General features: G+C 70.4%; 16 protein-coding genes. 9 read left to right on the top strand and 7 right to left on the bottom strand.

Annotated features, from left to right (window positions below):
- Positions 1-99: 99 nt before the first annotated feature.
- Both NR810_RS48840 and NR810_RS48835 read left to right on the top strand, forming a co-directional pair.
- Positions 100-1,887, top strand: a complete 1,788-nt coding sequence (locus NR810_RS48840) for an ABC transporter ATP-binding protein (RefSeq protein ID WP_257462802.1) — start codon at positions 100-102, stop codon at positions 1,885-1,887.
- Entirely contained in the window at positions 1,884-3,701 is a 1,818-nt protein-coding gene (locus tag NR810_RS48835; RefSeq protein WP_257462801.1) for an ABC transporter ATP-binding protein, read from the top strand. The genes NR810_RS48840 and NR810_RS48835 overlap by 4 nt, the downstream gene beginning before the upstream one ends.
- 31 nt (positions 3,702-3,732) lie before the next feature.
- Here the strand turns inward: NR810_RS48835 and NR810_RS48830 are convergent, their stop codons facing one another.
- Positions 3,733-4,125: a hypothetical protein gene (locus NR810_RS48830; protein ID WP_257462799.1), complete on the bottom strand. Its 393-nt coding sequence runs from the start codon at positions 4,123-4,125 to the stop codon at positions 3,733-3,735.
- A gap of 457 nt (positions 4,126-4,582) precedes the next feature.
- Here NR810_RS48830 and NR810_RS52470 point away from each other — a divergent pair, with 457 nt between their 5' ends.
- The gene (locus NR810_RS52470; protein ID WP_306819144.1) at positions 4,583-6,808 is read left to right on the top strand and encodes a serine/threonine protein kinase; all 2,226 of its coding nucleotides are present in this window, start codon (positions 4,583-4,585) and stop codon (positions 6,806-6,808) included.
- A 3-nt stretch (positions 6,809-6,811) separates the two neighbouring features.
- Here NR810_RS52470 and NR810_RS48820 read toward each other — a convergent pair whose 3' ends face one another.
- A complete protein-coding gene (locus NR810_RS48820; RefSeq protein ID WP_257462797.1) occupies positions 6,812-9,676 on the bottom strand; it encodes a TonB-dependent receptor domain-containing protein in 2,865 nt (954 codons plus the stop codon).
- Between the two features lie 105 nt (positions 9,677-9,781).
- A complete protein-coding gene (locus NR810_RS48815; RefSeq protein ID WP_257462793.1) occupies positions 9,782-10,231 on the bottom strand; it encodes an HIT family protein in 450 nt (149 codons plus the stop codon).
- Positions 10,232-10,393: 162 nt separating this feature from the next.
- Between NR810_RS48815 and NR810_RS48810 the strand changes: the two genes are divergently transcribed.
- The 5 genes from NR810_RS48810 to NR810_RS48790 all read left to right on the top strand — a co-directional run bounded on the left by NR810_RS48810 (position 10,394) and on the right by NR810_RS48790 (position 19,939).
- The gene (locus NR810_RS48810; protein ID WP_257462790.1) at positions 10,394-12,070 is read left to right on the top strand and encodes a carboxypeptidase-like regulatory domain-containing protein; all 1,677 of its coding nucleotides are present in this window, start codon (positions 10,394-10,396) and stop codon (positions 12,068-12,070) included.
- A gap of 191 nt (positions 12,071-12,261) precedes the next feature.
- Positions 12,262-12,720, top strand: coding sequence for a response regulator (locus tag NR810_RS48805; protein ID WP_257462788.1), 459 nt, complete (start codon positions 12,262-12,264; stop codon positions 12,718-12,720).
- A gap of 45 nt (positions 12,721-12,765) precedes the next feature.
- On the top strand, positions 12,766-16,584 hold the full coding sequence (locus NR810_RS48800) for a bifunctional serine/threonine-protein kinase/formylglycine-generating enzyme family protein (RefSeq protein ID WP_326522555.1): 3,819 nt from the start codon (positions 12,766-12,768) through the stop codon (positions 16,582-16,584).
- A gap of 129 nt (positions 16,585-16,713) precedes the next feature.
- Positions 16,714-17,745, top strand: a complete 1,032-nt coding sequence (locus tag NR810_RS48795; RefSeq protein ID WP_257462787.1) for an ADYC domain-containing protein — start codon at positions 16,714-16,716, stop codon at positions 17,743-17,745.
- Between the two features lie 163 nt (positions 17,746-17,908).
- Positions 17,909-19,939, top strand: a complete 2,031-nt coding sequence (locus tag NR810_RS48790; protein ID WP_257462786.1) for a TonB-dependent receptor — start codon at positions 17,909-17,911, stop codon at positions 19,937-19,939.
- Positions 19,940-19,968: 29 nt separating this feature from the next.
- Here NR810_RS48790 and NR810_RS48785 read toward each other — a convergent pair whose 3' ends face one another.
- The 4 genes from NR810_RS48785 to NR810_RS48770 all read right to left on the bottom strand — a co-directional run bounded on the left by NR810_RS48785 (position 19,969) and on the right by NR810_RS48770 (position 24,316).
- Positions 19,969-20,469 (bottom strand): hypothetical protein, encoded by a 501-nt coding sequence (locus NR810_RS48785; RefSeq protein WP_257462781.1) that lies wholly within the window; start codon positions 20,467-20,469, stop codon positions 19,969-19,971.
- Between the two features lie 29 nt (positions 20,470-20,498).
- Positions 20,499-23,456 (bottom strand): CHAT domain-containing protein, encoded by a 2,958-nt coding sequence (locus NR810_RS48780; RefSeq protein ID WP_257462779.1) that lies wholly within the window; start codon positions 23,454-23,456, stop codon positions 20,499-20,501.
- A complete protein-coding gene (locus NR810_RS48775) occupies positions 23,453-24,019 on the bottom strand; it encodes an RNA polymerase sigma factor (protein WP_257462771.1) in 567 nt (188 codons plus the stop codon). Before NR810_RS48775 ends, NR810_RS48780 begins: the two co-directional genes overlap by 4 nt.
- Before the next feature lie 114 nt (positions 24,020-24,133).
- Entirely contained in the window at positions 24,134-24,316 is a 183-nt protein-coding gene (locus NR810_RS48770) for a hypothetical protein (protein ID WP_257462770.1), read from the bottom strand.
- 500 nt (positions 24,317-24,816) lie between these two features.
- Between NR810_RS48770 and NR810_RS48765 the strand changes: the two genes are divergently transcribed.
- Positions 24,817-25,791: a hypothetical protein gene (locus NR810_RS48765; RefSeq protein ID WP_257462768.1), complete on the top strand. Its 975-nt coding sequence runs from the start codon at positions 24,817-24,819 to the stop codon at positions 25,789-25,791.
- Positions 25,792-25,823: the final 32 nt, after the last annotated feature.

The following is a 25,823-nucleotide window of genomic DNA, read 5'->3' as shown; positions in this document are numbered from 1 at the left end:
CTGGTGCGATGGCACGCTCCCGTCTTCTTTTCTCGTACCGGGAGAGTGCCTCCGGACGGCATTGCCGATGCTGGCGCTCTCCGGTACGCCTGCGAGGACATGGATCAAGGACGAAGGCCAACGCTGGCACCGGGCGGAGGCAAGGCGGTCTGGCGGGCCCTCGGGTATCTGCGGCGATACAAGCTGGAGACGGCGGGAGCGCTGGTGTCGCTCCTGCTGCTCTCGGCCGCCAACCTCGCCGCGCCACAGATGGTGCGCCTGGCGATCGACGGTGGCATCGCCCGGGGCGATCGCTCGACGATGCTCGCGGCCGTGGGCGGCCTGGTGGCCATTGCCCTGGGACGCGGGCTCTTCAACTTCCTCGAGGGCTACCTCGCCGAGCGCGCCTCGCAGGGCGTCGCCTTCGATCTGCGTGACGGGCTCTTCGCGCGGATTCAACGGCTGAGCTTCAGCTACTACGACCAGGCGCAGACCGGGCAGCTGCTCACCCGGCTCACCAACGACGTCGAGCAGGTACGCACCTTCGTCGGCAGCGGCGTGGTCCAGTTCGTCGCCTCGGTGGTCATGCTCGTGGGCTGCGCGGCGCTGCTGCTCGGCATCGACCCGCTGCTCGGTGTCTCGGCGCTCGCGGCCGTCGCGCCCATCCTCTGGCTGCTCAGGCGGTTCATGGGCCGGATGGGTCCCCTGTTCGGCAGGTTGCAGGGCTCGCTCGGCCGGCTCAACACGGTCCTCCAGGAGGATCTGCGCGGCATCCGCGTGGTGCGGGCCTTCTCCGGCGAGGCGCGCGAGGCGGCCCGCTACCAGCGCATCAACGACGAGCTGCTGGATCAGAACCTCCAGGTCGTCGACGCGCTCTCCAGCAACTTCCCGTTCGTGGGCTTCTTCGCCAACCTCGGCACGCTCGTGGTGGTGGGCGTCGGTGGAATGCTCATCTTCGGCCAGCGGCTGACGCTCGGAGAGCTCCTCGCGTTCAACAGCTATCTGGGCTTCCTGCTCATGCCGCTGATGTCCGTGGGGTTCCTCTCGGTTCAGTTCTCGCGTGCCGGGGCCTCCGCGCTGCGTGTGTTCGAGCTGCTCGACACCGAGGTCGAGGTGGTCGACAAGCCCGGGGCCAGGGTCCTGCCTCCCATCCAGGGGCGGGTCGAGTTCCGCGAGGTGCGCTTCCGCTACGCGGGCAGTGAGCGGGAGGTGCTTCGCGGGGTGAGCTTCGTGGCCGAGCCGGGGCAGATCGTGGCCATTCTCGGCACCACCGGCTCCGGCAAGAGCACCATCATCAACCTGCTCCCCCGCTTCTACGACGTGACGGGGGGCACGGTGCTCGTGGACGGACACGACGTGCGCGAGGTGACGCTCTCCAGCCTGCGCTCGCAGATCGGCATCGTGTTGCAGGAGGCGCTGCTCTTCTCGGGGACCATCCGCGAGAACATCGCCTATGGCCGCCCCGAGGCGACCCTGGACGAGGTCAAGGCGGTCGCCGAGGCGGCACAGGCGGCGGGCTTCATCGCGGAGCTGCCAGAGGGCTATGACACGAAGGTCGGCGAGCGCGGCGTGGGGCTCTCGGGCGGGCAGCGCCAGCGGCTGGCGATCGCCCGGGCGCTGCTGACGGATCCGCGCCTGCTCATCCTCGACGACAGCACCTCGGCGGTCGACGCGGAGACCGAGGGCGCCATCCAGGAGGCGCTCGACCGGCTCATGCGCGGGGCCCACCGCACCGCCATCGTCATCGCCCAGCGGGTCAGCACGGTGCGCGATGCCGACCTCATCCTCGTGCTCGACGAGGGACAGGTGGTCGCGCGGGGACGCCACGAGGAGCTGGTCGCCTCGAGCCCCCTCTACAATGAAATCCTCGGCTCGCAGCTCCAGCCGGCACCCGCGGAGGTCGCATGAGGAGGCCCGGGAGTCTCGAGGCGATGGCGGAGGTGGAGGACCAGCGCGCCAGCAATCGCGGGGCGGTGGCGCGGCGGCTCCTGGGCGAGCTGCGGCCCCACCGGGGCACGTTGTTCGTCGCGCTGGCATTCATCGGAGTGAGCGCGCTGGCGCAGATGGCCGGGCCGTACCTGGTGAGCCTGGCCATCGATCGCGACATCGGGAGCGGAGACCGGCTCGGCCTGCTGCGCACCATGGTGCTGTTGCTGGGCGTCTACGCCGTGGGCGCCCTGACTCAGCGCGCGCAGACGCGGCGCGTGGGCGCGACGGCCCAGCGGGTGCTCGCCACCTTGCGCACCCGGCTCTTCGATCAGCTCCAGGCGCTGCCGCTCACGTACTTCGACAAGCGTCCCATTGGCGACCTGATGAGCCGGCTGCTCAGCGACGTCGACACCATCAGCCAGTTCTTCTCGCAGGGATTGACCCAGCTTCTGGGCCCGGTGCTCGCGTTGGTGGGCGTGCTGGGGATGATGCTGGTGCTCAATGTCCGGCTGGCGCTGGCGTGCTTCACCCTCCTTCCGGTGATGCTGGCCACCATCTGGTTCTTCGCCGCCCGCGCCCGGCGCGCCTACCGCAAGACGCGCCAGACGGTGGGCAATGTGACGGCCGAGCTCCAGGAGGAGATCGTCGGCGTGCGGCAGGCGCAGGCGTTCAATCGCACCGACGAGAACATCCGGCGCTTCCGTGACCGCAACGCCGCCAACCGCGACGCGAACGTGGCCGCCGTCGGAGTCACCTCGGCGTTCACTCCGGTGATCGACGTCCTCTCCACGCTCTCCACCGCGCTCGTCATCGGCTACGGCGGCCACCTGGTGCTCCAGGAGGACCTGAGCGTCGGCCTGCTGGCCGCGTTCCTCATCTACGTGCAGCAGTTCTTCCGGCCGGTGCAGCTCGCGGCCTCGGTCTACACGCAGATGCAGTCGGCGCTCGCCGGCGCCGAGCGCGTCTACTCCATCCTCGACGAGCCGCGTGAGCCCGTGGATGCACCGGACGCGCTGGAGCTGGGACGGGCCGAGGGCCGCATCGTCTTCGAGCGGGTGTCGTTCGCCTACGACGCGGCGCACCCGGTGCTCCACGACGTGAGCTTCGAGGCCGAGCCCGGTCAGACGGTGGCGCTGGTGGGCCGCACGGGGGCGGGGAAGACGACCGTGGCGAGCCTGATTCCGCGCTTCTACGACGCGAGCTCGGGGACGGTGCGGCTGGACGGGCACGACGTGCGGCGCGTGACGCGGGCGAGCCTGCGGCGGCAGATGGCGATGGTCCTCCAGGAGCCGTTCCTGTTCTCCGGCACCATCGCCGAGAACATCGGCTACGGACAGCCGGGCGCCAGCCGCGAGGAGATAGAGGCCGCCGCGCGCGCGGTCCACGCCCACGACTTCATCGCCGCGCTGCCGAAGGGCTACGACTCCGTCATCGGCGAGGGGGGCTCCACCTTGAGCCAGGGGCAGCGGCAGCTGCTCGCCTTCGCGCGGGCGGTCATCGCGGATCCGCGCGTGCTCATCCTCGACGAGGCCACGGCGAACATCGACACGCGGACGGAGGCGCTCATCCAGCGAGCGCTGTCCACGCTGCTCGCGGGCCGTACGAGCGTGGTGATCGCCCACCGGCTGAGCACCATCCGCAACGCGGCACTCATCCTCGTCGTCGATGCCGGGCGGGTCGTCGAGCGGGGCACCCACGAGGAACTGCTCGCCCGGGGCGGGCTGTACGCGGAGCTGTACCACCGGCAGTTCCGCGAGCCGCGGGGCCCCGCACGGGTGGAGCGGGTGGGTTGAGACAGGCGGCTGCCCGCCGCCGGCGCCCCGCCTACTTCTTCGGTCCGTGAGGGGGCAGCTCTTCCGGTAGGGGGATCCGGACCAGTTTCAGCCCCTTGGGCCCGAGGTCGATCACCGTAAAGCCCTGGCCGGCGATTCTGACGAGCTGACCATCACGGGCCGCCCCGCTCGCGAGCCATGCGTCCGCCTCGTCTCGCGATGCGAACGTGTGGGCGACCTTGATTCCCTCGATGGCTGGGGTGGTGATCTTTCGGAAGAACTCGCGGAACTGTTCGAGCTTCTGGATGTCGTCGCGGACGAAGAGTAACGCAGCGGCACAGACCCGAAGCGCCTCGTCTTCTGGCGTCCCCTCGGGGTGATGCTTGTTCATGGCTTCTACGGTCCGGAGGACGGAATCGGCATCGAAGTTCTTGTTGTATTTCATCGGTGGGCCGGAGGACCAACTGAGTGGTGCCGTGAACGACTGGCATCTAGAGGGCGAGAGGAGCGAGGATCAGAGCACCGGCTCCTCCCGTGGCGCCCCCAGTTCCGAGAGCGCTGCCTACTCCACTTGAATCCTCGTCGATGACGTAGAACTGCTCCTTGGCCTGCGCTGGTCTCACGTGGCTGCAACCGGCCCAGGCCACCAACGCGGCACTCAGCAACGCCACCAACCGCATGTCTTCTTCCTCCGCCTCGAGCATGCACTCGCGGCGGAGTTCACTTCGCGTGATGGGAAACCCGGCGTTGGATTCCGCTCACTTCTGTCCAGGCGGGAGCGGCTGGATGTCAACCTACGGGGCGGTTATTTCCAATTTTTAAGACCTGGAGTGTGGCCGCAACCCGGGGCTCATCCCGGGTTAGGATGGGAGTCCCCAGGGCCGGTCATGGTCTCTCCGTCGATGAACGAATCTCCCCAGTTTCTCCGCCCCCTCGGGCGCTACGAGCTCGTCCAACTGCTCGGCCACGGCGGCATGGGCGAGGTCTACCTCGCCAAGATCTCCGGCGCGGCGGGCTTCGAGAAGCCCTGCATCGTCAAGACGATCCTCCCCGCGCTCCTCAAGGACCAGCAGTTCCTCGACCGGTTCCACCACGAGGCCAAGGTGCTGGTGCACCTCGTCCACTCGTCCATCGCGCAGGTGTACGACATGGGCGAGGCCGAGGGCACCTACTACATGGCCCTCGAGTACGTGGCCGGCGTGGACCTGGCCTACCTGCAGGACCAGATGCGCACCCAGGGCCAGCAGATCCCCGTGCCGGTGGCGCTCTTCCTCGGCCAGCGCATCGCCGAGGGGCTCGGCTACGCCCACCGCAAGACGGGTCCGGACGGCCAGCCGCTGGGCATCGTCCACCGCGACGTCTCGCCCCACAACGTGATGCTCTCCTACGAGGGCGAGGTGAAGGTCATCGACTTCGGCCTCGCCAAGTCCGCGGCGCGCAGCAAGTACACCCTGCCGTCCACGGTGATGGGGAAGCTGGGCTACATGTCCCCGGAGCAGGTGCGCGCCGAGCCCGTCGACCACCGCAGTGACATCTACTCCTGTGGCGTGGTGGTGTGGGAGCTGCTCGCGGGCCGGCCCCTCATCGCCCACGGCACGGTGGGCGAGATGATGGCCGCCATGGCCAACCCCTCGGTGCCCTCGCTGCACGAGGTGCGCCCGGATGTGGACCCGGCTCTCGATGCGGTGGTGCGCCGCGCCCTGGCCCCCTCCCCGGCGGACCGCTACGCGCGCGCCGATGACTTCGCCCGCGCCCTCAACGAGCAGCTGCTGCGCACCGGTTCCCCGCTCGGCGCCGAGGAGGTGGGCAACTTCGTGCGCGAGCGCTGCCCGGAGGCCTTCGCCACGCAGCGCAAGCTCCTCACGAGCCTCTCCTCCAGCTCGGCCCTGCGCCGAACGCCCCTGCCCGGCGGCAACCTGGCGCCCCTGAACACCGCGCGCCATTCCCCGCTGCCTCTGGGCTCCCCCAGTGCGGAGACGGGTACGGGTTTCGAGCCCACCCTGGTGCGCTCACCCACCAGCCCCGCCATGCCCGTGGTCGTCCCCGGACTCGGGCTCGCGCCGGTGGCCACCGCGCAGCTCGCGGCGCCCGTCTCCGGACTCCTGGGCGTGAGCCGCAAGGGCTGGGTGTTGGCGCTCTCCCTCGGAGCGCTCGGACTGATTGGCATCACGGCGGCCGTGACCACGGGTTTCATGCTCCGCAGCACTCAGCAGCGGGAGGAGCGTGGCCCGGACAGGCGTGGGCCTCCTCATGGACGGCCAGGAGAGGGGCCTCCTCATGGGCGGCCAGGGGAGGGGCCTCCTCATGGGTGGCGGCCAGGGGAGGGGCCTCCTCCTGCGCACAGGCCGCCACCTCCGGGGGGAATGCCTCCGGGTGGCCCTGGTGGTCCGCCGGAAGCCATGGCCGAGGTGCCCCATGCTCCCGAGAAGGGGGGCGCTCCGTCGGCTCCGCCGGAGCTCGTCCCCGCGGAGCACGTGGTGTCGATGGAGGAGGGGCGAGGCAGGCTCTACCGCGTCCTCGGTGGGAAGAAGTCGGGTCTCTCGGAAGGGATGGTCCTTCCGGTGGTGGTGGCGCCGGTGAAGGACGGGAAGGCGAGGCTCCTGGGCGAGGCAACGGTGGTGCGGGTGTTTCCGAAGCAGGCGATGGTGGACCCCGACGAGCGCGTGCGTAACGCCGGGGATGTCGACCGTTTCCTGGTGCTTCCCGAGTCCCCCACCGCGAAGGCCAGAGCGGAGAAATCCAGACCCGCGAAGGCCGGGCTCGAGGCGGCGGAGCCCCTCGTGCCGCTTCGCGAGGTGACCGTCACGCCGCCGTCCGCCGAGTCGCCTCCCGCCGCCGGGAAGCCCGCGGAGCCACGGGAGTTGAGCGGGCGCATCACGACGAGGCGCATCGGTCCCCTCGTCCTGAAGATCATCCTCACCAACACGGACACGCTCATCTGGAGCGACTGCATCGTCGTCATCCGGGGACGGGACGTGTACAAGCTGGGAGGCATGGCCCCCGAGGGCGAGCGGGAGATTCCGCTGCGCGACTTCGAGAAGGGCGGCCATGACGTGCCCTATGTCGAAAGCAATCGGGTGGGCCTCTTCTGCGCCGAGGGCCGGAAGGAGTTCTCCGCGAAGCTGTGAGCCTCAGAAGTCGCCGGTGAGCTGCAGCGTGAAGGTGCGCCCGTACTGGGGCACGGGCGCGGCGGCGCGCTCGATCCCGAGCGGCAGGGCGTAGCGGGCGTCGAGGAGGTTCTGCACGCCGGCGAAGTAGCGCAGGTGCGGCAGCTCGCCGGAGACGCCCACGTTGAGGATCAGGGCCTCGCCACGGTCGGCGCCCTCCTTCGTGCCCCGGGCGCTCTGGTAGGTGGCCTGGGTGGACAGGCGCACGTCACCATTGCTGCCCAGGGGGAGCAACAGCCGTCCGGAAGCCAGATGCGCGGGCACGGCGGCGGCCACCTCTTCCGAGGCCTTGCGCAGGGAGACGAAGGAGTAGTTCATGTCCACCATCAGGTAGCGCCCGGGTTGCCAGCGCAGGCCGGCTTCGGCCCCCCAGGCGAGCATCACTCCGGGACGGTTCTGGAAGAGGATGCACTCCACGGTGCCGAGCGGGTTGCCGCACCGTGCCGGTCCGTCCTCCGTCTCCAGCACCACCAGGTTGGTGATGCGGTTGTGGTAGCCGGCCACGGTGAGGCGCAGCTCGTTCGTCAGGTCGTGCGAGTGCTCGAGCTCATTGGTGGTGATGGTCTCCGGCTCCAGCGAGCCGGCGGCGCGCTGGGTGAAGCCATAGTCCTGGTAGTCGAGCTCGTAGACGTTGGGCGCGCGGAAGGCGCGGCCGATCACCAGCTTGGTGAGGCCCTTGTCATAGGGGCGGCCGATGAGGGCCAGGCGCGGGGTGAGCGGGGTGGTGTCCAGGTCGAGGTACTTGTCCAGGCGCAGGCCCGCCGAGACGCTCAGCCTCGGGTGCGGGCGCCACTCGTCCAACAGGTAGGCGGACAGCAGCATGCGGCGCCGGCCGGGCATGGGGGCCTCGCCCACGGGACCGAAGCTCTCCTGTTCCACGCGCAGCTGGGCCTGGCCCTCCAGTCCCACGGTGAGGCGGTTGCCCTCGAAGAGTCGGGCGAGGAGGCGGGCCTCGGTGGAGATCCAATCCGCGGCTCCCGCGTCGGTGTCGCGCCGCATGCCGCCTTCCGGCTCCGAGTACATCCAGTATCCACGGTAGCGGCTGGCGTCGTAGGAGCCGCGCACGAACAGGCTCATGCTCTCGCTCAGCGTCTTCTCGTAGCGCGCCTCGACGAAGGCGCGGAGGTCCTCCACGCGGGTGCCGTCGACGCCCAACGCCGTGCCAAATGAGCCCGTGGGGACCTGCTTCGTCCGTACGTGGTAGTGAGCCTGGAGGGAGAGGCCCTCGAGGCGGGCCCGCAGCGAGGCCGTGAGGACGCGCTCCCCGTCCAATCCCTCCACCACCGGGAAGCCCTCGCCCATCCGGGTCGTCTCCGCGCCCTTCATGTTCAGCCCCGCCACGGAGAACAGCACCGACCTGTGCCCGTCGTCCCACGCCGCGGTGCCGTGCAGCCGCGTGGTGCCCAGCGCCCCCACCGCGGCCGTCGCCTCCACCCTCCGCTCCGTGCCCAGCGATTCGCGCGGCACCACGTTGATGACGGCGAAGAAGGCGCCCGTGCCGTAGAGGGCGCTGCCCGGGCCGCGCACCACCTCGATACGGTCCACCTCCTCCAGGTCCACCGCCAGATCGCGCGCCGAGTAACCCTGGCCGGCCCACACGTCGTTGACGGAGTGGCCGTCCCAGAGGATGAGGACGCGGGTGTTGAGGTCTCCCGGAGGCGCGAAGCCGCGCACGCCCAGGTACGTGTAGGAGCGGTCGTCGGAGATGAAGAAGCCGCGCACGGCGGCCAGGGCCTCGGCGAGCGTGGTGTAACCGAAGGTGCGTAGCTCCTCCCGGGAGATGACGGTGATGGAGGCGGGGGCCTCGTCCACGGAGAGCAGGTTCTTGGACGCGGCGCGTACCGGCGGAGGCTCATAGCGCAGGTCGGCGTGGATGCGCTTCTCCTGGTTGGCCACCACCGTCACCTGCTGGCTCATGGGACGCGCGTCCCGGCTCTCCACCACCAGGGTGTGCTCGCCCTCGGTGAGGGTGACGACGGTGGGGGTGAAGCCGGCGGGGTGGCCGTCCACGTGAACGGTGGCGTTGTCGCGGTTGGCGGTGATGATGAGGCGCCCGGTGGGTTTCTCCTGCGGGCGCAGGGCCACCGGGTGGGAGACGGTGCCGTCGGCGGGCACGTCCACCAGCAGCTGGACCGGGGTGTGGCCGGGCGCGCGCACGTGCAGCACGTGCTGGCCGGGGGTGAAGCTCAGCGTCCCGGGCACCCGTCCCACCACGGGGCCATCCGGGGTCTCACGCACCTCCGCGCCCTCGGGCGTGCCGGTGAGCTCCACCTGGCCGGTGATGAGCTCCAGCTCGAAGGGCTGCGACGTGGCCTCGCCCCGCACCAGGGAGATGGACTGCTCCGTGGGGCGGTACCCCTGCTTGCGCACCATCACCTTGTGGGTGCCGGGCGTCAGCGCGAGCGTCTGGGGCGAGAGGCCGCGGATGCCGAGGTCCTCGCGGTCCACGAATACCTCGGCGCCCGGGGGCTCGGTGGTGACGCGCACCAGGGCCACCTTGGGACGCAGCCGCTCCAGGGCCCGCTGCACCTCGGTCTCGTCGGCGTTGGGGAGGTGCTCCTGGGCCAGGTCGTTGTAGTAGCGGTAGGCCTCGTTGTAGCGGGCGAGCGCCTCGTAGCAGCGGGCGATGTTGAAGAGGACGTTGCGGTTGGGGACGAGGCGGTAGCTGGTGAAGTAGGCGCGCAGGGCCTCGACGTACTGCCTGCGGGCGTAGGCCTCGTTACCGAGCTCGAACGTCACGTCCGCCTCGTCCGCGGTGTTGTTGGCCAGGACGGTGGCGGGCGTGAGCAGGAGTGTGAGGACGAGGGTCCCGAGACAGAGGGCGCGCATGGGCGCCGCCATTCTTCACCGCGAGGTGTGGCGAGTCCACGGGCGGGCAGTGGGGGTTGCACGGAGCGAGTGGGCAGGCGCCGGGCGAAAGGAGGGCCCGGCCGCTCACCCGCCCAGCGCGTCCGCCAGGGCCCGGGCCGCCGACTCCAGCTCCGCCTCCGGGCGCCAGTCCCCCGGGGCCGCGTCGAAGGCTCCTCGTCCCCAGAGGCGCTGGGGCGTGTCCCGGTAGCGTGGCACCAGGTGCAGGTGGAAGTGACGCAGCACGTCTCCGATGGCGAAGGCGTAGGCGTGCTCGGCGCCGAGCACCTCGCGCTGGGCCCGCATCACCCGCGCGGCGAAGGGGCCCAGCTCGCGTGCCGCCTCGTCGTCCAGGTCATACAGGGCGCGTGCGTGCCCTATACTGGTGAGCACGACCCAGCCGGGCAGCGGGCTGGGCGAGGCCACTCCATGGAGCACCAGTCCGGCCGAGCGGGCGAGCACTCCCCCCACGGGCCGGGTGGCTCCCCTCACGATGGCGCAGCCGAGACAGGGGTCGTTCACATCCACGTCGCTCATGGCGCGCACGCTAGCAGCGTCCGCGGCGCCCCGTGGTCCTCCCGGAAAGGCCCACCCGGGGGGCTCCCGCCGTCCCCCAGCTTGACGTGGGAGGCCCGGCTCGGAGAGTGTCATCCCGCCGCTGTGCGTGGGCTGACACTCCAAGCATTCCAAGGTGGGAAGATGAAGAAGCATTGGGCAGTCGTGCTGCCGCTGCTGGTGATTGGCTGCAAGGGTCCGGATGACGTGGACCAGGACGGCATCGTCGATGGCGTTCGCGAGCCGGATACCGTCTCGGTGGTGGCTCCGGCCAACCCGAAGGGGACCGTCTCCGGTCAGGTGCTGACCACCCGCATGGAGCCGCTCTCGGGCGTCTCGGTGGGGATGACCATCGGGAGCGCGACGACGGACAAGCCCGTCACCGCCACGACGGATGCCTCGGGCAACTTCATGTTCACCAACGTGCCGGCCGGCTCCAACGTGCTGCTGACGATCAGCAAGCAGGGCTACGCCACGCTGCGCACCAGCGCCCTCGTGCCCTCCAACGCGGGCAACATCCCCATCAACAACGGCAACGCGAACATCGGCGCCGTCGCCCTCACCGAGACCAACAGCACCTTGCGCTTCACGCTCGTCACGCCCTCGGGCCGTCCCGCCGCGGGCGCCCAGGCGTACCTCGAGGCCACTCCCGCCGGGACGATCTCCATCGATGGCACCTCGACGACGGCCGTGAGCTCGGTGGTGGTCATGGCCCAGGCGGATGCCCTGGGTGTCGTCACCTTCGAGCGCGTCCCCGCGCCGGCGGAGCTGGCGCGCATCGGTGGCACCGGGACCGCGGCGGGTGGCTACCGCCTCTGGGTGGACCCCATCGACCTGAACACCGATGGCATCTTCGACGCGGGCGGCTATGCCCGGAAGATCGACGCCTCGGCCCTGATGACGTACGGCGGCTCGCAGCTCATCCAGCTGCCCGCGCCTCGTACCGACGCTGGCTCCGTCGACCCGAGCAACCCCGACCAGGCCGCCGGCTTCGGCATCCTGGCCACCAACCTCCCCAGCCTGAACTTCGCCACGATCACCGATGCCGCGAAGAAGGTCGAGGCGAAGCGGCCGATCCGCAACCTCCTGCGCCCCGGTGAGTCCATCTTCATCAGCTTCACCCAGCCCGTGGCGAAGGACTCGCTGCTGGCCATCCTCACGGACGAGTTCGGCCGGGAGAAGTTGGATCTCACCGTGGCAGCGAGCGCCACGGGTGATTCCTACTCGCTCACGCCCGCGGCTTCCGCCATCCGGGAGGGGCAGGAGTACAACCTCATCCTGCGCGCCACCTCGGCGTATGACGGTTCCGTCAAGACCTGGAAGGGCTTCTTCGTCAGCGGCGACCCGAAGACTCCCAGGCCGGCCCAGCTGGTGAGCGCGGCGTTCAAGGACTCGGCCACGACTGGCACCCCGGGTGTGCTGGACCAGGGTGAGTGCGTCATCCTCACCTTCAATCAGCTCATGATCCAGAACTCCGTGCTGATGGAGGCCGTCATCACCACGGCCACGACGAGCTCGGCGTCTTACAAGACCACGCCGGCTCCTGCCCCCACGACGAGCTGCGTAGGGGATCAGCCCGCGAAGTATCCCATCGACACCGTCAGCTTCAATGATGCCACCAGCCGGTTCACCATCGGCTACGGGCCCGTCTCCACGACTCCGACGTTGCCGCCGATCAATCCCAGCACCACCAGTGCCCGGGTGAAGGTGGACTTCACGAATTTCCAGTTGGCGGAGCCGGCGAACTACGTCGAGACCTCCTGGGGCGCGCCCATCCCCTCGACCACGGTCGTGGAAGCCGCCCTCACCAAGGCGCCGTAGTCCCGCGGTCCAGGCCCGGGCGGGAGTGCGCCGCCCGGGTTTCCCAAGTCATCAACGCTGTGAGTGAAGTGTCCGCGGTCCGACAGGTTTTGTGGGCCTGGCACCCCTGGGATCCTGGCGGGGACGAGCACATCCACGGGGCCGTGCATAGCATGGGGCGGCGTTCCCACACTGGACGAGGGCCCCTCGCCATGACCGTACCGCCCACGCAAACCCTCGAAATCGCGACGGATGACAGCGCCAGGCCGGCCAATTCGGCCGAGCCCACGCGTGTGCTCGTCGTCGACGACTTCGATGATGCCCGCGAGATGTATGCGGAGTACCTCGCATATGTCGGGTTTCAGGTAGATGTGGCCCGCAACGGCGTGGAGGCCGTGGAGAAGGCCCAGGGCGCACCCCCGGACATCATCCTGATGGACCTGTCCCTGCCGGTGATGGACGGCTGGGAGGCCACGCGGCGGCTCAAGCAGGATCTGCGTACCCGGAACATTCCAGTGATGGCGCTCAGCGGCCACGTGCTCGCGGGCAATGCCGAGCAGGCGCGGCAGGCCGGCGCGGACGAGTTCGTCGCCAAGCCGTGCCTGCCGCAGGACCTCGAGGACCGCATCCGCCGGATGCTCAAACCCAGCAAACCGAAGAGCAGCTCCTAGCCCGTCGCCTGGTTCCCTCGCGTCCCCGCACGTCAGGTACTCCCCGTGGGCTCCTCGCCTGCTTCCAGGTCCAATGTCGACGGGTGGACTCCACCCGAGGCGTTCGACGAGTACCGTCTGATGCGCCTGCTGGGCCATGGGGCCACGGGACGCGTGTTCCTGGCCCGGGACACGCTGCTCGACCGGCCGGTGGCGGTGAAGTTCGTCCGGGCGCTGGACGCTGGCGCGCTCACCCGCTTCCTGGTGGAGGCCCGGGCCGCGGCGCGTGTCCAGCACCCCAATGTCGTCACCCTCTACCGGGTGGGGCAGCTGGAGAACCACCCGTACCTCATCTCCGAGTTCGTCCGCGGCACCACCCTGGACCGGTTGCCCAGGCCCCTGCCCTGGGAGCGCGTGCTGGAGCTCGGCAAGCAACTGGCGCGGGGACTCGGCGCGGCGCACCGGCGCGGGGTGCTGCACCGTGACATCAAGCCGGGCAACGCCATCCTCACCGAGACGGGCGAGGTGAAGCTGCTGGACTTCGGGCTGGCCAAGCTGCTGGACCCGGAGGCGCCGGTGTCGGGGGACTCCTCGCTCGCCGAGGCCGGAGCCGCCCTGCCCCTCCTGCCGGACCTGGACCCGGAGACCCTGGCGGGCTCGCTCGATGGCGTGGACCTGCCGTCGCTGCCGGATGGCACGCTGGTGGGCACTCCCTATTTCATGTCCCCGGAGGCCTGGGCGGGCGGGGAGCTCACGGCCCGCAGCGACGTGTACTCGCTGGGCCTGGTGCTCTATGAGCTGTGCGCCGGCAGCGGGCCCTTCCGCAACGTGCCCCTGAGGGAGCTCTCGGTGGTGATTGCCCACCGGGACGCGCGGCCCCTGGCCGAGGCCGCCCCGGGGGTGGACCCGGACTTCGCCGCAGTGGTGGACCGCTGCCTGCGCCGCGCGCCCGAGGAGCGCTACGCCTCCGCCGTGCTGCTGCTGGACGCGCTGGAGCAACTCTCCCGGGACGAGGCCGCGGGCGCCGTCCCCGAGGGCAACCCCTACCGTGGCCTCCAGGCCTTCGAGGCCGAGCACCGCGCCCTCTTCTTCGGCCGGAAGCGGGAGCAGCGCGAGGTGCTGGAGCGGCTCCGGGCCGAGTCCTTCCTGCTCATCGCCGGTGACTCCGGGGTGGGCAAGTCCTCGCTGTGCCTCGCGGGAGTGCTGCCCCGTGTCATCGACGGCGCGCTGGAGGACGGGCGGCGCTGGCGGGGGGTGCGGCTGGTCCCGGGCCGGCGCCCCGCCGCCGCGCTCGCCGCCGCGCTCGCCCCCGTGCTGGGCGCGGACGAGGAGGGGCTCGTGGCCTCCTTGCGCTCGGATCCCACGGGCCTCGCGCGCCGGCTGCGGGCCCACCTCCGCGCGGAAGAGGGGCTCGTCGTCTACGTGGACCAGATGGAGGAGCTGGTGACGCTGGCGGGCGACGCGGAGGCCGCGCAGGCGGGCCTCGCGCTCGGAGGGCTCGCCGACGGTGTGTCCGGCGTGCGCCTGCTGGCCACGTGCCGCAGCGACTTCCTCACCCGGCTGACGGCGGTGCCGGGGCTGGGCACGGCGGTGTCCGGAGCGCTCTACCTGCTGCGGGCGCTCGGCCCGGAGGAGATTCGCGAGGCCGTGGTGGGTCCCGCACGGGCCACGGGCGTGCGCTTCGAGTCCGAGGCCCTGGTGGATGCGCTGGTGGCCTCCACCTCCACCACCGAGAGCGGGCTGCCGCTGCTGCAGTTCGCGCTCGCCGAGCTGTGGGAGGCGCGGGACGTGGCCGCGGGCCTCATCCCCCAGACGGCGCTGGATGGGCTGGGCGGAGTGGGGGGCGCGCTGGCGAAGCACGCGGACGCGGCCGTGGCGCGCCTGCTGCCGGATCAGCGCACCGTGGCGCGCGGTGTCCTGCTGCGCCTCATCACCGCGGACGGCACCCGGGCGCGCAAGACGGACCGGGAGCTGGTGGGGGACGACCCGCGCCACCGCACGGTGCTGGAGGCCCTGGTGCGCGCGCGCCTGCTGGTGGCCCGGGAAGGGGAGGGCGGTACCTCCTATGAGGTGGCCCACGAGGCGCTCCTGTCCGGCTGGGGGACGCTGGCGCGCTGGCTGGCCGAGGCCGCCGAGCGCCGCGAGGTGCAGGCCCGGCTGGAGGCCGACTCGGCGCACTGGGAGCGCCTGGGCCATGTGCGGGACATCCTCTGGGGCACGCGGCAACTGGCCGAGGCCACCCTGTTGGAGCCCGCCGAGCTCACCCGCCGCGAGCTGGCCTTCCTCGAGGCCTCGCGCCGCACGGTGGTGCGCAGCCGCCGCATGCGGCGGGCCCTCATGGCGGGCTTCATCCTCTCGCTGGCGCTCGTCTCCGGAGGCTTCCGGCTGCGCGAGGAGGCGAAGCGGGACGCGGCGGTGCGCGCCTGGCTCACCGAGGCCGCCACCGCGATGGAGCGGGTACAGCGGGAGCGCGCGGCCTTCACCTCGGCGCGCGAGGAGGCCCTCCTCCACTACGACGCGGGCCGCAAGGAGCAGGGCGACGCGGCCTGGACGCGCACCGTCACGGCGGAGACCGTGTTGCACCGCCACCTGGACGAAGCGGGAGACCACCTGGAGCACGCGCTGGTGTTGGACCCCATGCGCCACGATGTCCGCGAGGCCCTGGCCGACTTCCTCCTCGAGCGTGCCTTCCATGCCGAGCAGTCGCTGAAGACCAGTGAGCTGCCGGCGCTGTTGCAGCGGTTGCGGCTGTACGACACGACGGGGGAGCGCTGGCGGCGCTGGACGGCCCCCACGCTCGTCACGCTCGACATCGCCGCTCCCGGGGCGATGGTGGAGCTGCGGCCCGTCTCCCGGGACGTGGAGGGCCGCGAGCTCCTCGGAGAGCCGGTGTCACTCGGGCCGGAGCCCTGGGTGGACAAGGCGGTGCCACCGGGAGACTGGCGGCTGAGGGTGTGGGCCCCGGGCCACGAGCCCGCGCTCGTTCCGCTGCGCCTCATGCGCGGCGAGCGGAGACACCTGCGGCTGCCGCTGCTGCGTGAGGGGGAGCTCCCCACGGGCTTCGTCTACGTCCCGCCCGGGCGCGTGCTCTTCGGCAGCGCGGCGGATGCGAGCGTGCGCGGGTTCTTCAACGCCGTGCCGCTGCACCCGAAGGAGACGGCGGGCTTCCTCATCGCCCGCCGGGAGACGACGTACTCGGACTGGCTGACCTTCCTGGAGTCGCTGCCCGCGGCGGAGCGGGCCCCGCGCATGCCGCGCACGAGCACCACCTACCACGGCATGCTCCGGCTGGAGCGGGTGGGGGGCACGTGGACGCTCCGCTTCCAGCCGGGGGGCGTGCCCTACACCGTCCGGGCGGGCGAGAAGCTGCGCTACGCGAAGCGGGAGCGGCGTGCCCTGCAGGACTGGCTGAACTTCCCCGTCACCGGCATCTCGTTCGAGGACGCGGTGGCCTACGCGGCGTGGCTGGACCGGACGGGCCGGGTGCCGGGTGCACGCCTGTGCACGGAGCTGGAGTGGGAGCGCGCCGCTCGGGGCGAGGACGGCCGCGAGTTCCCCCACGGAGACTCACTGGCTCCGGATGACGCGAACTTCGATCTCACCTACGGCAAGGAGCCGGGGGGCTTCGGCCCCGACGAGGTGGGCTCCCATCCCGCCTCGCGCAGCCCCTTCGGCGTGGACGACCTGGCCGGCAATGCCTGGGAGTGGACGCACTCGGCGGTGGAGCCCGGCCAGGTGGTGGCCCGCGGAGGCGCCTACTACTTCGCCGCCGCCTCGGCACGTCTGGCCAACCGGGAGCTGCCCGAACGTACCCTGCGGGACATCACCGTGGGCATTCGCGTGTGCGCGGACCTGCCCTCCCGTACGTTGCACTCGCCGGACTGACGCCACGGTCCCCCGCGGGGGTGAAGCCGTGAACGGTGCAAGTGCCCGGGTACGACATGTGTGGCTTGCCCGGAAATTGGCCGCTGCACACCGTCGCTCGCAAGTGGGGATGGGGACGGAGGTAGGGCCATGCGAGCGAGTGGGTGGTGCCGTGTTGTCGTGGCGACCGTGGGAGTGGTGGCGTGTGGAGGCGAGGCGCCGGTGCTTCCGGACGCGTCTTTCGGTGAGTCGGGCGCGGCGTTGGGTGTGAGCAATGGCTCGAACCTGAACGGGTCCAACCTGAACGGCTCGGACCTGAATGGCTCCGACTTGAATGGCTCGGACCTGAACGGGGATGCGCTCAATGGCCTCGCCCGGATGCTGGTGTCGGTGAACTACGCGGGCGCGTGGCTCGGGGGTTGGACCGAGCCGGCTCCAGGGCGTGGCTATGGCTGGAAGGAAGGGCGGCTCGACGCCGTGTGGCTGGAGGGCTCGGTGCTGCACGGCCGGTACCTGGGACGGTCCGTGTCCGGAACGCAGTTCGCGCACGCGTGGTTCACGGGCAACCTGGGCAACGGCGGCAAGGTGGAGCTGCGCGTGGACGGCATCACCCCGGGCACGGGCGCGGAGCAGGACGTGTGGAAGTACCGGGTGTCCTATCGCGAGCCGACGGATGGCCGTTGGTATCCCATCTGCCGTGACGCGAGCGGGCAGCCGGCGGACGCCATCGCCGTGGCGGGGCGCTGGGACTACCGGCAGGACCTGCCGGGCGTGGGGGGCGCGAAGTACGACGACCCGAACACCTTCACCTTCGCGTGCGAGGGCGCGGCCATCGCGAAGTGCATCCACATGGGCTACAAGCCCTGGGCGAGCGTCGGGGGCGTGAGCCTGGCGGCGCACCACCAGGCGTGCACGCGGCTCATCCGCGCGGACTACTGCGGCGACGGCACCTCGCACACGGTGAACGGGCAGTGGGTGAACATCTACGACGCGCTGAACGTGCAGTCGGACACCGAGGGCTGGGGGCTGGAAGCGGAGTGGGACACCGAGGGGGCACGCTGCTTCACGGACCACAACCGCGCGCACGCGCCCGTGTCGTGCCCTGGGGCTCCGGTGAAGCCGCAGTGCGGCACGGCGGACGCCTTCAGCACGGGGACGCTGCTTCAGAGCGAGACGCCGTAGCGCGCGCGCAACACCCCTCTCCCTCCGGGAGAGGGACGGGGTGAGGGTACCCGGATCCTGGGAGCCAGACCCGAGAGGTTCCCAGGTATAACCTCGGGGCCTCCGATACCCTCACCCCCGCCCTCTCCCGAAGGGAGAGGGAGAGTCGAACCCAAGAGAAGCCGTGCGTACGACGCCAGGTGTCCTGCTGACGCTCCTCGTGGGCTCCATCTCCCAGGCTGGGGAGATGTCCACGAGCAGCGGTGTCCCCCTCACCTTCGAGTCCTCCGAACTGCACGATTGGGCGGGCACCTGGGGAGGCGAGCCGTTCCGCTCCCTCATGGTGTTGCCCGGGGTGAGTCACATCGTCTCCGGCGCGAGCCTGCCCGTGGTGCGAGGGTCGGCTCCGTCGTCCACGGGCATCTACCTGGACGGCGTGCGCGTTCCCCAGCTCTATCACGTGTGGGTGGGCCCCTCGGCCATCAGCCCCGAGCTCGTCTCCGGGTTCGACTTCCACCGGGGTCCCCCTCCGGCGCGCTTCGGCCGGGAGCTGGGCGGCACCGTGGAAGCCCGGCTCGTCGCGCCGAGCACGGACACGGTACGCGCCGCCGGCTCGATCGACCTGTTCAACGTCGGTGTGCTCACCCAGGTGCCCATCGCCTCCACGGGCACGGAGCTCACGCTCGCCGGCCGTTTCGCCTATACCCCGTGGATCGCCGCGTCGGTCATCAATGGCCTGCGGAGCTCGCCGGGCCCGGACCTGGTGCTCGGCCTCTTCGACTATCAGGCGCGCGTCACCCAGGCCGTGGGCCGGGGCTCGCTGCGCCTGTTCGCCCTGGGCAGCTCGGATGACGCGGGCCTGCGCGGCACGGGGACGGTCGTCCGGCTGGGGACCGCCTTCCACCGCGTGGACCTCCGCCTCACGCATCCCCTGGGCGCGGGCGAGGCCGAGGCCGCCGTCACCTACGGCCACGACACCCTGGGCGCCAACGGTGGAGGCGAGGCCTCGCGAGTCACCGTGGGCCTCTCCGAGCGCACGCTCGGGGCGAGGGTGGCGTGGCGCGCCTCGCTGTCGGAACAGCTCGCGGTGGAGACGGGCGCGGACGTGGAGCGCCGGCTCGCGGACATCGACCAGTCCACCACCTTCCGCCCTGGCGAGGCCGGGGACCCTTCCCGCCCCACCGTCACCACGGGCGTCCTTCAGTCGCTCGCCCGGGCCACGTTCGCGGGCGCGTACGCGCAGGCCACGTGGACACGGGACAGGTGGCGGCTCACCCCGGGCGTGCGCGTGGATGGCTACCTGCTGGCACCCGCGCTGAACCAGGTGGCCGTCGAGCCCCGGTTGCACGCGAGGGCGATGCTCTCGGAGACGGTGGCGCTGCGCCTGGGGGCGGGATTCATGCACCAGCCACCGGCCCACCTCATCGACGCGCCGGGGGTGGAAGCGGCGGCGTTGCGCCTCGGCATGCAGCGGGCCCTCCAGGTGGAGGTGGGCGCGGACGTGCGAGGCCCCGCGGGCTTCACCTTCGGCGCGGACGTGTTCGCCCACCCGATGCTGCGCACGGTGGAACTGGACGTGCTGTCCTTCGACATGCTCGCGGACGACCCGGTGGCGCGAGGGCGGAAGCGCACGGCGGAGGGGCATGGCTATGGCGTGGAGCTCCTGGCCCGGCGCGCGCTCTCGGACCGCTGGTCGCTCCTCGCGTCCTATACCTTCCAGCGGCGCACGCTGCGCACGACCGTGGAGCGCCGGAACGACGCGGGGCAGGTGGTGGGCACGGAGCAGGTGTCGCTCGCCTCGTCGCTCGAACAGGCGCACGTCTTCAACACAGCCGTCACGGTGAAGCTGCCCTGGGGCCTCACCGTGGGGACCACGCTGCACTACAACACGGGGATGCCCGAGGCGGGGAACCTCCTCTTCTCGTATACGCAGCGCGAGGGCGTGGAGCCGGAGAAGGGCACGTCCCGCTGGATTCCGGCGGACCGCGACCGGGTGACACGCCTGCCGGGCTACTTCCGGGTGGACGGCCGGGTATCCAAGACGGGCACGCTGGGGCCGCTGGCGATGGAAGCGTGGCTGGACGTCTTCAACGTCTCATTGACGAAGGAGGCCTTCCGCTACACCTACGGGCGCGAGAAGGGCGGGCTGGTGCGCAAGCCCTTCGGTCTGCCGCCCGTGACGTTGCCGTCGTTGGGATTCCGGGCGCGCTATTGACGGCGCCTCGGAAGCCCGGCCCATGGCGACTAGGGAGGAGAGTTATTCGTGGGTGACTGCGTGGACAGATTGGGTTGGGTCATGAAGTTTGCATGCTGTCTGGCCACATCGAGGCCGAAAGAGACGAGATTCGTCCTCCAGCGGTCCTCATGGCCCGGAGGAGTGGGCGGTTGGGGCGGCTTGATGGGGAAGGCTCCGGAGCCCGTATTGCCGAGCGGCATGTAGAACGAGAGCAACCGATCCTTGGCGGCGATGCTGCCGACCTGCTGCTGGAACTGCTGGAACTGTGTGCCCTTTCCCTCGACGGCGAGCACGATCTCTCTCTTACGCACGTCCACCAGATAGGCCACGAAGACCCCGGAATCAGGCTCACGCCAGATGAGCTCCACATGGTCCACCAGTGGCTGCGGTGGAGTCGGCTGCGGCTCGCATTGGGACTGGGGCTCGTCTGCGGGGGGCGGGCCCAGCTGGCATTCAGTGGCCATCAGGAGCGGGGCTGCCGCCACCATCGTCCACATCATCTTCCTCATGGGTGCTCTCCTTTCGATGTTCGGACGGCTCACTGGAACAGCAGGACCTGCTCCACCCAGGGATTCCCCTGGCGCTTGCGCCAGGCCAGCCGCTCGTCACGCAGCACCCTGGCCGGTGGTTCTCCCGCCCGGATGCGGGCAAGCACCGGCTCGAAGAAGCGGGCCGCCTCGCTGTTGGGAATCTTCTCCGTGGTGGCCAGCACCCACCGCGCCCCCGCGTGGATGAAGGCGATGGGCAGCCCGAAAGACTCGTGCAGGGAGGGCGTCGTCCGCCCGGAATAGCATGCGGCCAGCAGCACGAGGGGACGGCCCTCCAGGTGTGTCTCCTGAAGGTCACGGGCCGTCAGCGTGAAGCGCCCCCCATCCTCCTTCGACAGGACGAGGAACGAGGCGTCGGAAACCCCGAGGTCGATCATCCCATGTGCGTGGATGGCGATCTCCGTGGCGTTCGCCATGGCCTCGAGAACCCGGGAGGGCGTCGCGGCGTAGCCGCGGAGGACCGTCGTGTCGCCCGGGGACTCCGGCTCGAACGGGGCCTCGATGCGCGGTAGGACCTGCCGGAGCTCCTCGGGCAACTCGATGTCCGTGACGACCAGTCGCCGCGTGGGCAGGGCCGAGGGACGGGTCGTGGTTGGACCCACCCGGTAGGCCCAGGCCACATCCGATGGCAGCAGGCCGGAGCGTCCCTGCACGGGAGGACGCGCCAGGACGTCCACGCTCTCGCAGGCACGCAGGGCCTCCACCATCCCGTCGGGCACGAGCCCACCGGCCCCGGCGAACGGCTGCTTGCGGCTCGCATCGTAGGCGCCGTGTGTCTTCCCCGCGGTGTCGCGGATGACGACCAGCGTGCGCTCGTCCTCCACCGTGACGCCCAGCACGCACCGGCCGGGCGGGGTCATTTCCAGCTCGGCGCTGAACAGCACCAGGGCCTGGTCGTATTCACCGTGCCGGCCCGCGTCGAAGAGGAGCGAGGTGTAGCTGTAGGCCCGGGCCTTGCGCCCGTTCACATCGGTTGCGGGTAGCCGCTCCGTCTCGGCGATCGCGCGCCGCAGCAGGGATTGACCGAGCGGGCGGTTGCGCTCGAGCTCGAACCGTCCCTCGACACTGGTGGCGAGTGCGCTCTCTCCGGGGTTGGAGGGGGAGGCGGTGCGAACTGCTTCCAGCGCCTTGCGCAGCGTGTCTTCATCCTCTGGACGGGGGCGCTGGCGTGCCAGGTCCGCCACGACGGCCGCCCGGGCCAACGTGGGCGTCCGTCCGCAGCGGGCCGCGATGTCGACCTCGTTCCGGGCGCCATCGAAGTCCAGGGCCGACTGGTGGGTCGCGGCCAGGAGGGTGTGGACGAAGTCCTGGTAGTCGCAGGCCGCCGGCTCCATGCGGGCGAGGAACTCCTCCAGGTAGGCGTGCGTCAGCAACAGCTTGTCCGTGTGGGCCGAGAGCTGCCCCAGGTCCTCGAACAGCAGCAGCTCCAGCGGCCAATCATGGCTGCGCAGGCCGCGTCGCAGTGCCCCCAGCGCGTGCTGGTGTGCCTCCTGCGGCCGGTGGAGGGTGTCATAGACAGTGGAGAGCAGGCGCTGCACCCGCCCACAGCGGTAGTCGAGCCGTGCCGTGTCGCCGCAGCGGCGCAGCGCTCCCAGCAGCCGCGCTTCCGCCGCGAGCGCCTCGCCCCGGGACAGCTCCGCCTCCGCCTGCTTGTCGTCCGCGAGCAGTGCGAACCAGGGGTCCTCCGTCGCCAGGGCCAGCCGGCGGTACTCGTCCAGGGAGGTGCCCGGCGCCGGACTGAAGAGCAGCGCGCCCAGCAGGAGGTCCTGCTCCGGAGAGCGGCGCAACCGCTCCAGGAAGCCGGGGAGCTCCGCTGGCGGCAGGGTGCCCAGCGCCAGTGACGCATAGGTCTCCGCGAGGGGCCGGCGCACAGTGAAGTCCCGGCCCGCGGTCCGCTGCACGTAGGCCTGGAGGTGCGTCCCGGAGTCGATGTCATCGAGCTGCCGCGCCACCGGGAGCAGGCCCAACACCCGCTCCCGCGAGGGCGAGGCACGGACGGCATCGTAGAGGTAGAGGCGAGCCAGGCCGGGGAGCTCGGACACCTGCGCGGGGGACAGGGGCGTGCCGTGCTCCACCATGGCTCGCCCGGCCTGGATGAGCGCCTCCCACGAGGCCTTGCGGCGCCGTACCTCCTCGCGCAACGCGGCCGCGGCGCGTGACGCCTCGCCGGACCAGCCCGGCTCGCCGAGCGCCACCACCTGCTCGAAGGACCCCGCGGCTTTCAAGAGCAGGCCGAGCTGTCGGTAGGCGAGCGCCTGGTTCCACAGCGCCTGCGCGTGCCGGGGCCTTGCCCGCAGTGAGCGCTCCAACAACGCGAGCGCCTCGTCCGGCCGGTCCTGGCCGAGTGCGATGACGGCCAGGTCGTTGTCCACCTCCGGCCCCGCGGGGGCCCGCGCGAGGTACTCCGCCGCCTGCTTCCACTCGCCGCGCACCAGCCACGCCGCGGCGATGCCACGGAAGTCCCGCTGGCGCTCCAGCGTCGCGAGTGCCTCCAGGGAGGGAGACCCATTCTCCGCCGCGCCTCCGGGGCCAGAGCGCGGCACGTCGTAGGTCCTGTGCCCATCCGCCCGCCCGTCGCTCACCCGGGCCTCGATGGAACGCGTGGGCGCCTCGGCGAGCCAGACCTCCGCGGGGACGCGAGGCGGCGCGATGCTCGTGTACACCAGGGCCAGCACGCAGGCCGCGAGCGCCGCCAGCCCCGTCCCCATCGCCACGAGACGCGCGCGCCCCCATCGCCGTGCGGGGAGCGCCTGCGACAGGCGCAGCACCTGGGTCCGTGGCTCCTCGTCCGCCAGGAGCCTCTCGGCCCGCAGCTCGAGCTGCACCGCTTCGCTCAGCGCGGCCTGGCAGGGCTCGCAGGAGAGCAGGTGCTCGCGGAATGCATCCGCCTCCGCGGGCTCCAACTCACCATCCACGAAGCGCTCGAGACGCTCACAGGCGTTGCTCATGAAGGATCCGCCTCCTGGACCGCGTCCTCCGGCTCCATTCCCGGAGAGAGGAGCCGCCGGAGCTTCTGGCGCGCCTGGTACAGCCAGGTGGCCACCGTGCCCATGGGAATGTTCAGCTGCCGCGCGATGGCCTGGTACTTGTAGCCCCGGGCATGGAGGACATAGGCCTCCCGGTGCCGCGCCTCGAGCTGGTCGATGGCGTGGTGGAAGTCCTCATCGGGCACCTGCTCCCACGACTCACGCGGCGTCCCCGCGAGTGATACCTCCTGCTCCTGCACCACCTTCAGCGCGGGCAACGCCCTCACCTCGGTGCGCCGCCGCCGGCAATGGTCGAGGAAGCGATGGGTGAGCGTGCTGCCCAGCCAGGCCTCGAGTGATTCCACTCCGCGAGCCTCCAGCTGCTCCAGGTTCTGGAGGGCGCGCACCAGCGTCTCCTGCACGAGATCCTCCGGATCCACGCTGCTCGTGCCACACAGCCTGCGGGCGATGCGCAGCAGACGGGCCCGGTGCTCGCGCACCAGCGCTTCTGCTCGGCGCTGCTTGGCGTTCGGGGGATGGCTCATACGAATCGGAGACGCCTCTTCTGCCCTGGCGTGCATCATCCAAGAAGACATGGCGAACCACGACTCTCTTCATGAGAAGGCGGGTTGGGTGGAGTTGTCCAGAGACACCGGGTCTCAGCGGGCCTCGGGGGAGCGATCGCAATCGAAGAGCAGGCGCATCTTCGAGCGACGAGACCACGCGGAGTCGACGGAGTCGCGCATGGCGACATCCACCTGCTGCTCGAAGGCCGCGTGGACCTGCTGCTCCCGCTGCTTCGGATCCGGCGGAAGGGAATCGGGCTCGGGCTGGAGCTTCATGTCTGCCTCGATGGATGCGGGTGGTGGGAAGCCGAGCCCCGACCTGGGCATGAGTCGGCCGTTCCCCTCAGGGCTTCGACGGACCTGGGGTCTACCGACTCAAGCTTTGGGGAGGTCCAGCGACCGGAGTGTTCATCCCCGGCTGCCCGAAAGACGGGGCAGCCCGAAATTCTTTTATGGGAATTCCTCCCTGCTTTTTCGCGCCACCTCCGCGGCGAAGAAAAAAAGAGGACAAAAAAGAATCCCGGCGTCCGGCGTCTTCCTGACAGCCGGTGGACAGCCACCGGACCGCAGGCCATCGGGGCCTGGCCTGGAACCGCTGAAGTGCTGTCCGCGCGAAGAGGCAAAGAATCATCGCAATGAAGAGCGTCATTGGAGTCACGCATTTTGTCGTCAGCGCGAACTCACTCACTGAGAGGATCATCGCAATGAAGAGCGCCATTGGAGTCGCCGCAATTCTTCTCGTCAGCGCGAGCCCACTCGCTGCAAGCGCAAGAGACGTGCGCATTACCTGGTCGGCAGCGCACCCATACGACAGCGGCGCCAACCCCGCGACGGCGGCCGGTCGCGTCGGCGGCATAGACGTCGGCATCGAGGTGCACGAAGGCAACAACGGGAGTCTCTGGTACCGCGTCGCCACGCCACAGGGATACCTCGAGCCTTCCCCCGGAGATTGGACGAGCTTTCTCAACTGGCGCTACTGGAGTTATCAATACGATAACGGCTATAAGCCGTCGGTCGCGGCGTACGGCGACAAGCTCATCGAGGTGCACGAGGACGGCTACGGAGGGCTCTGGTTTCACACGGGGACCTTCACCTTCATCAGCGGCGTAGGCGCCTCGGCGACCTTCGCGCCGAGTGGGAATCCGCTCACCTGGAACTACTACGACCACGGCTACAAGCCTTCCGTCGCGGTGTACGGCACCAACCTCATCGAGGTGCACGAGGACGGCAACGGAGGGCTCTGGTTCAAGCGGGGGACCTTCAACAGCGACGGGACGGTGACCTGGAGCCCCGCTCAGAAGTACGACAACGGCTTCCGGCCCTCGGTGGCGGTGCGCGACTACACGATCGTCGAAGTGCACGAGGACGGCAACGGAGGGCTCTGGCTCAAGCGCGGGAGCTTCAACAGCGACGGGACGGTGAGCTGGAGCCCCGCTCAGTGGTACGACAACGGCTACAAGCCTGCCGTGACGCTCTGTCCGTACACCGCGATCGTCGAGGCGCACGAGGACGGCAACGGAGGGCTCTGGTCCCACATGGGAAACGTCTACTGGTCATCGATCGGCTGGGAAACCATTGTCAAATACGACAACGGCTATTCGCCGTCCCTCGCGTGCTTCCCCACGCCGAACTACGGCTCCGAGCAGTTCGTGGGCGCTGACGGACCGACCCTCGGATTCGAGGTCCATCAAGCCGGCACGAGCCCGGGAGCGGAGTGGTACCGCGTGTTCAATCTGTGGAACTGGTACTGAGCATGCGGCCGGGAGATGGCTCGCCGACGGAG

The sequence above is a fragment of the Archangium lipolyticum genome, from assembly GCF_024623785.1.
Lineage (GTDB): Bacteria > Myxococcota > Myxococcia > Myxococcales > Myxococcaceae > Archangium > Archangium lipolyticum.
The sequence above is the reverse complement of the archived record's forward strand: the minus strand, read 5'-3'. Positions and strand labels throughout refer to the sequence as shown.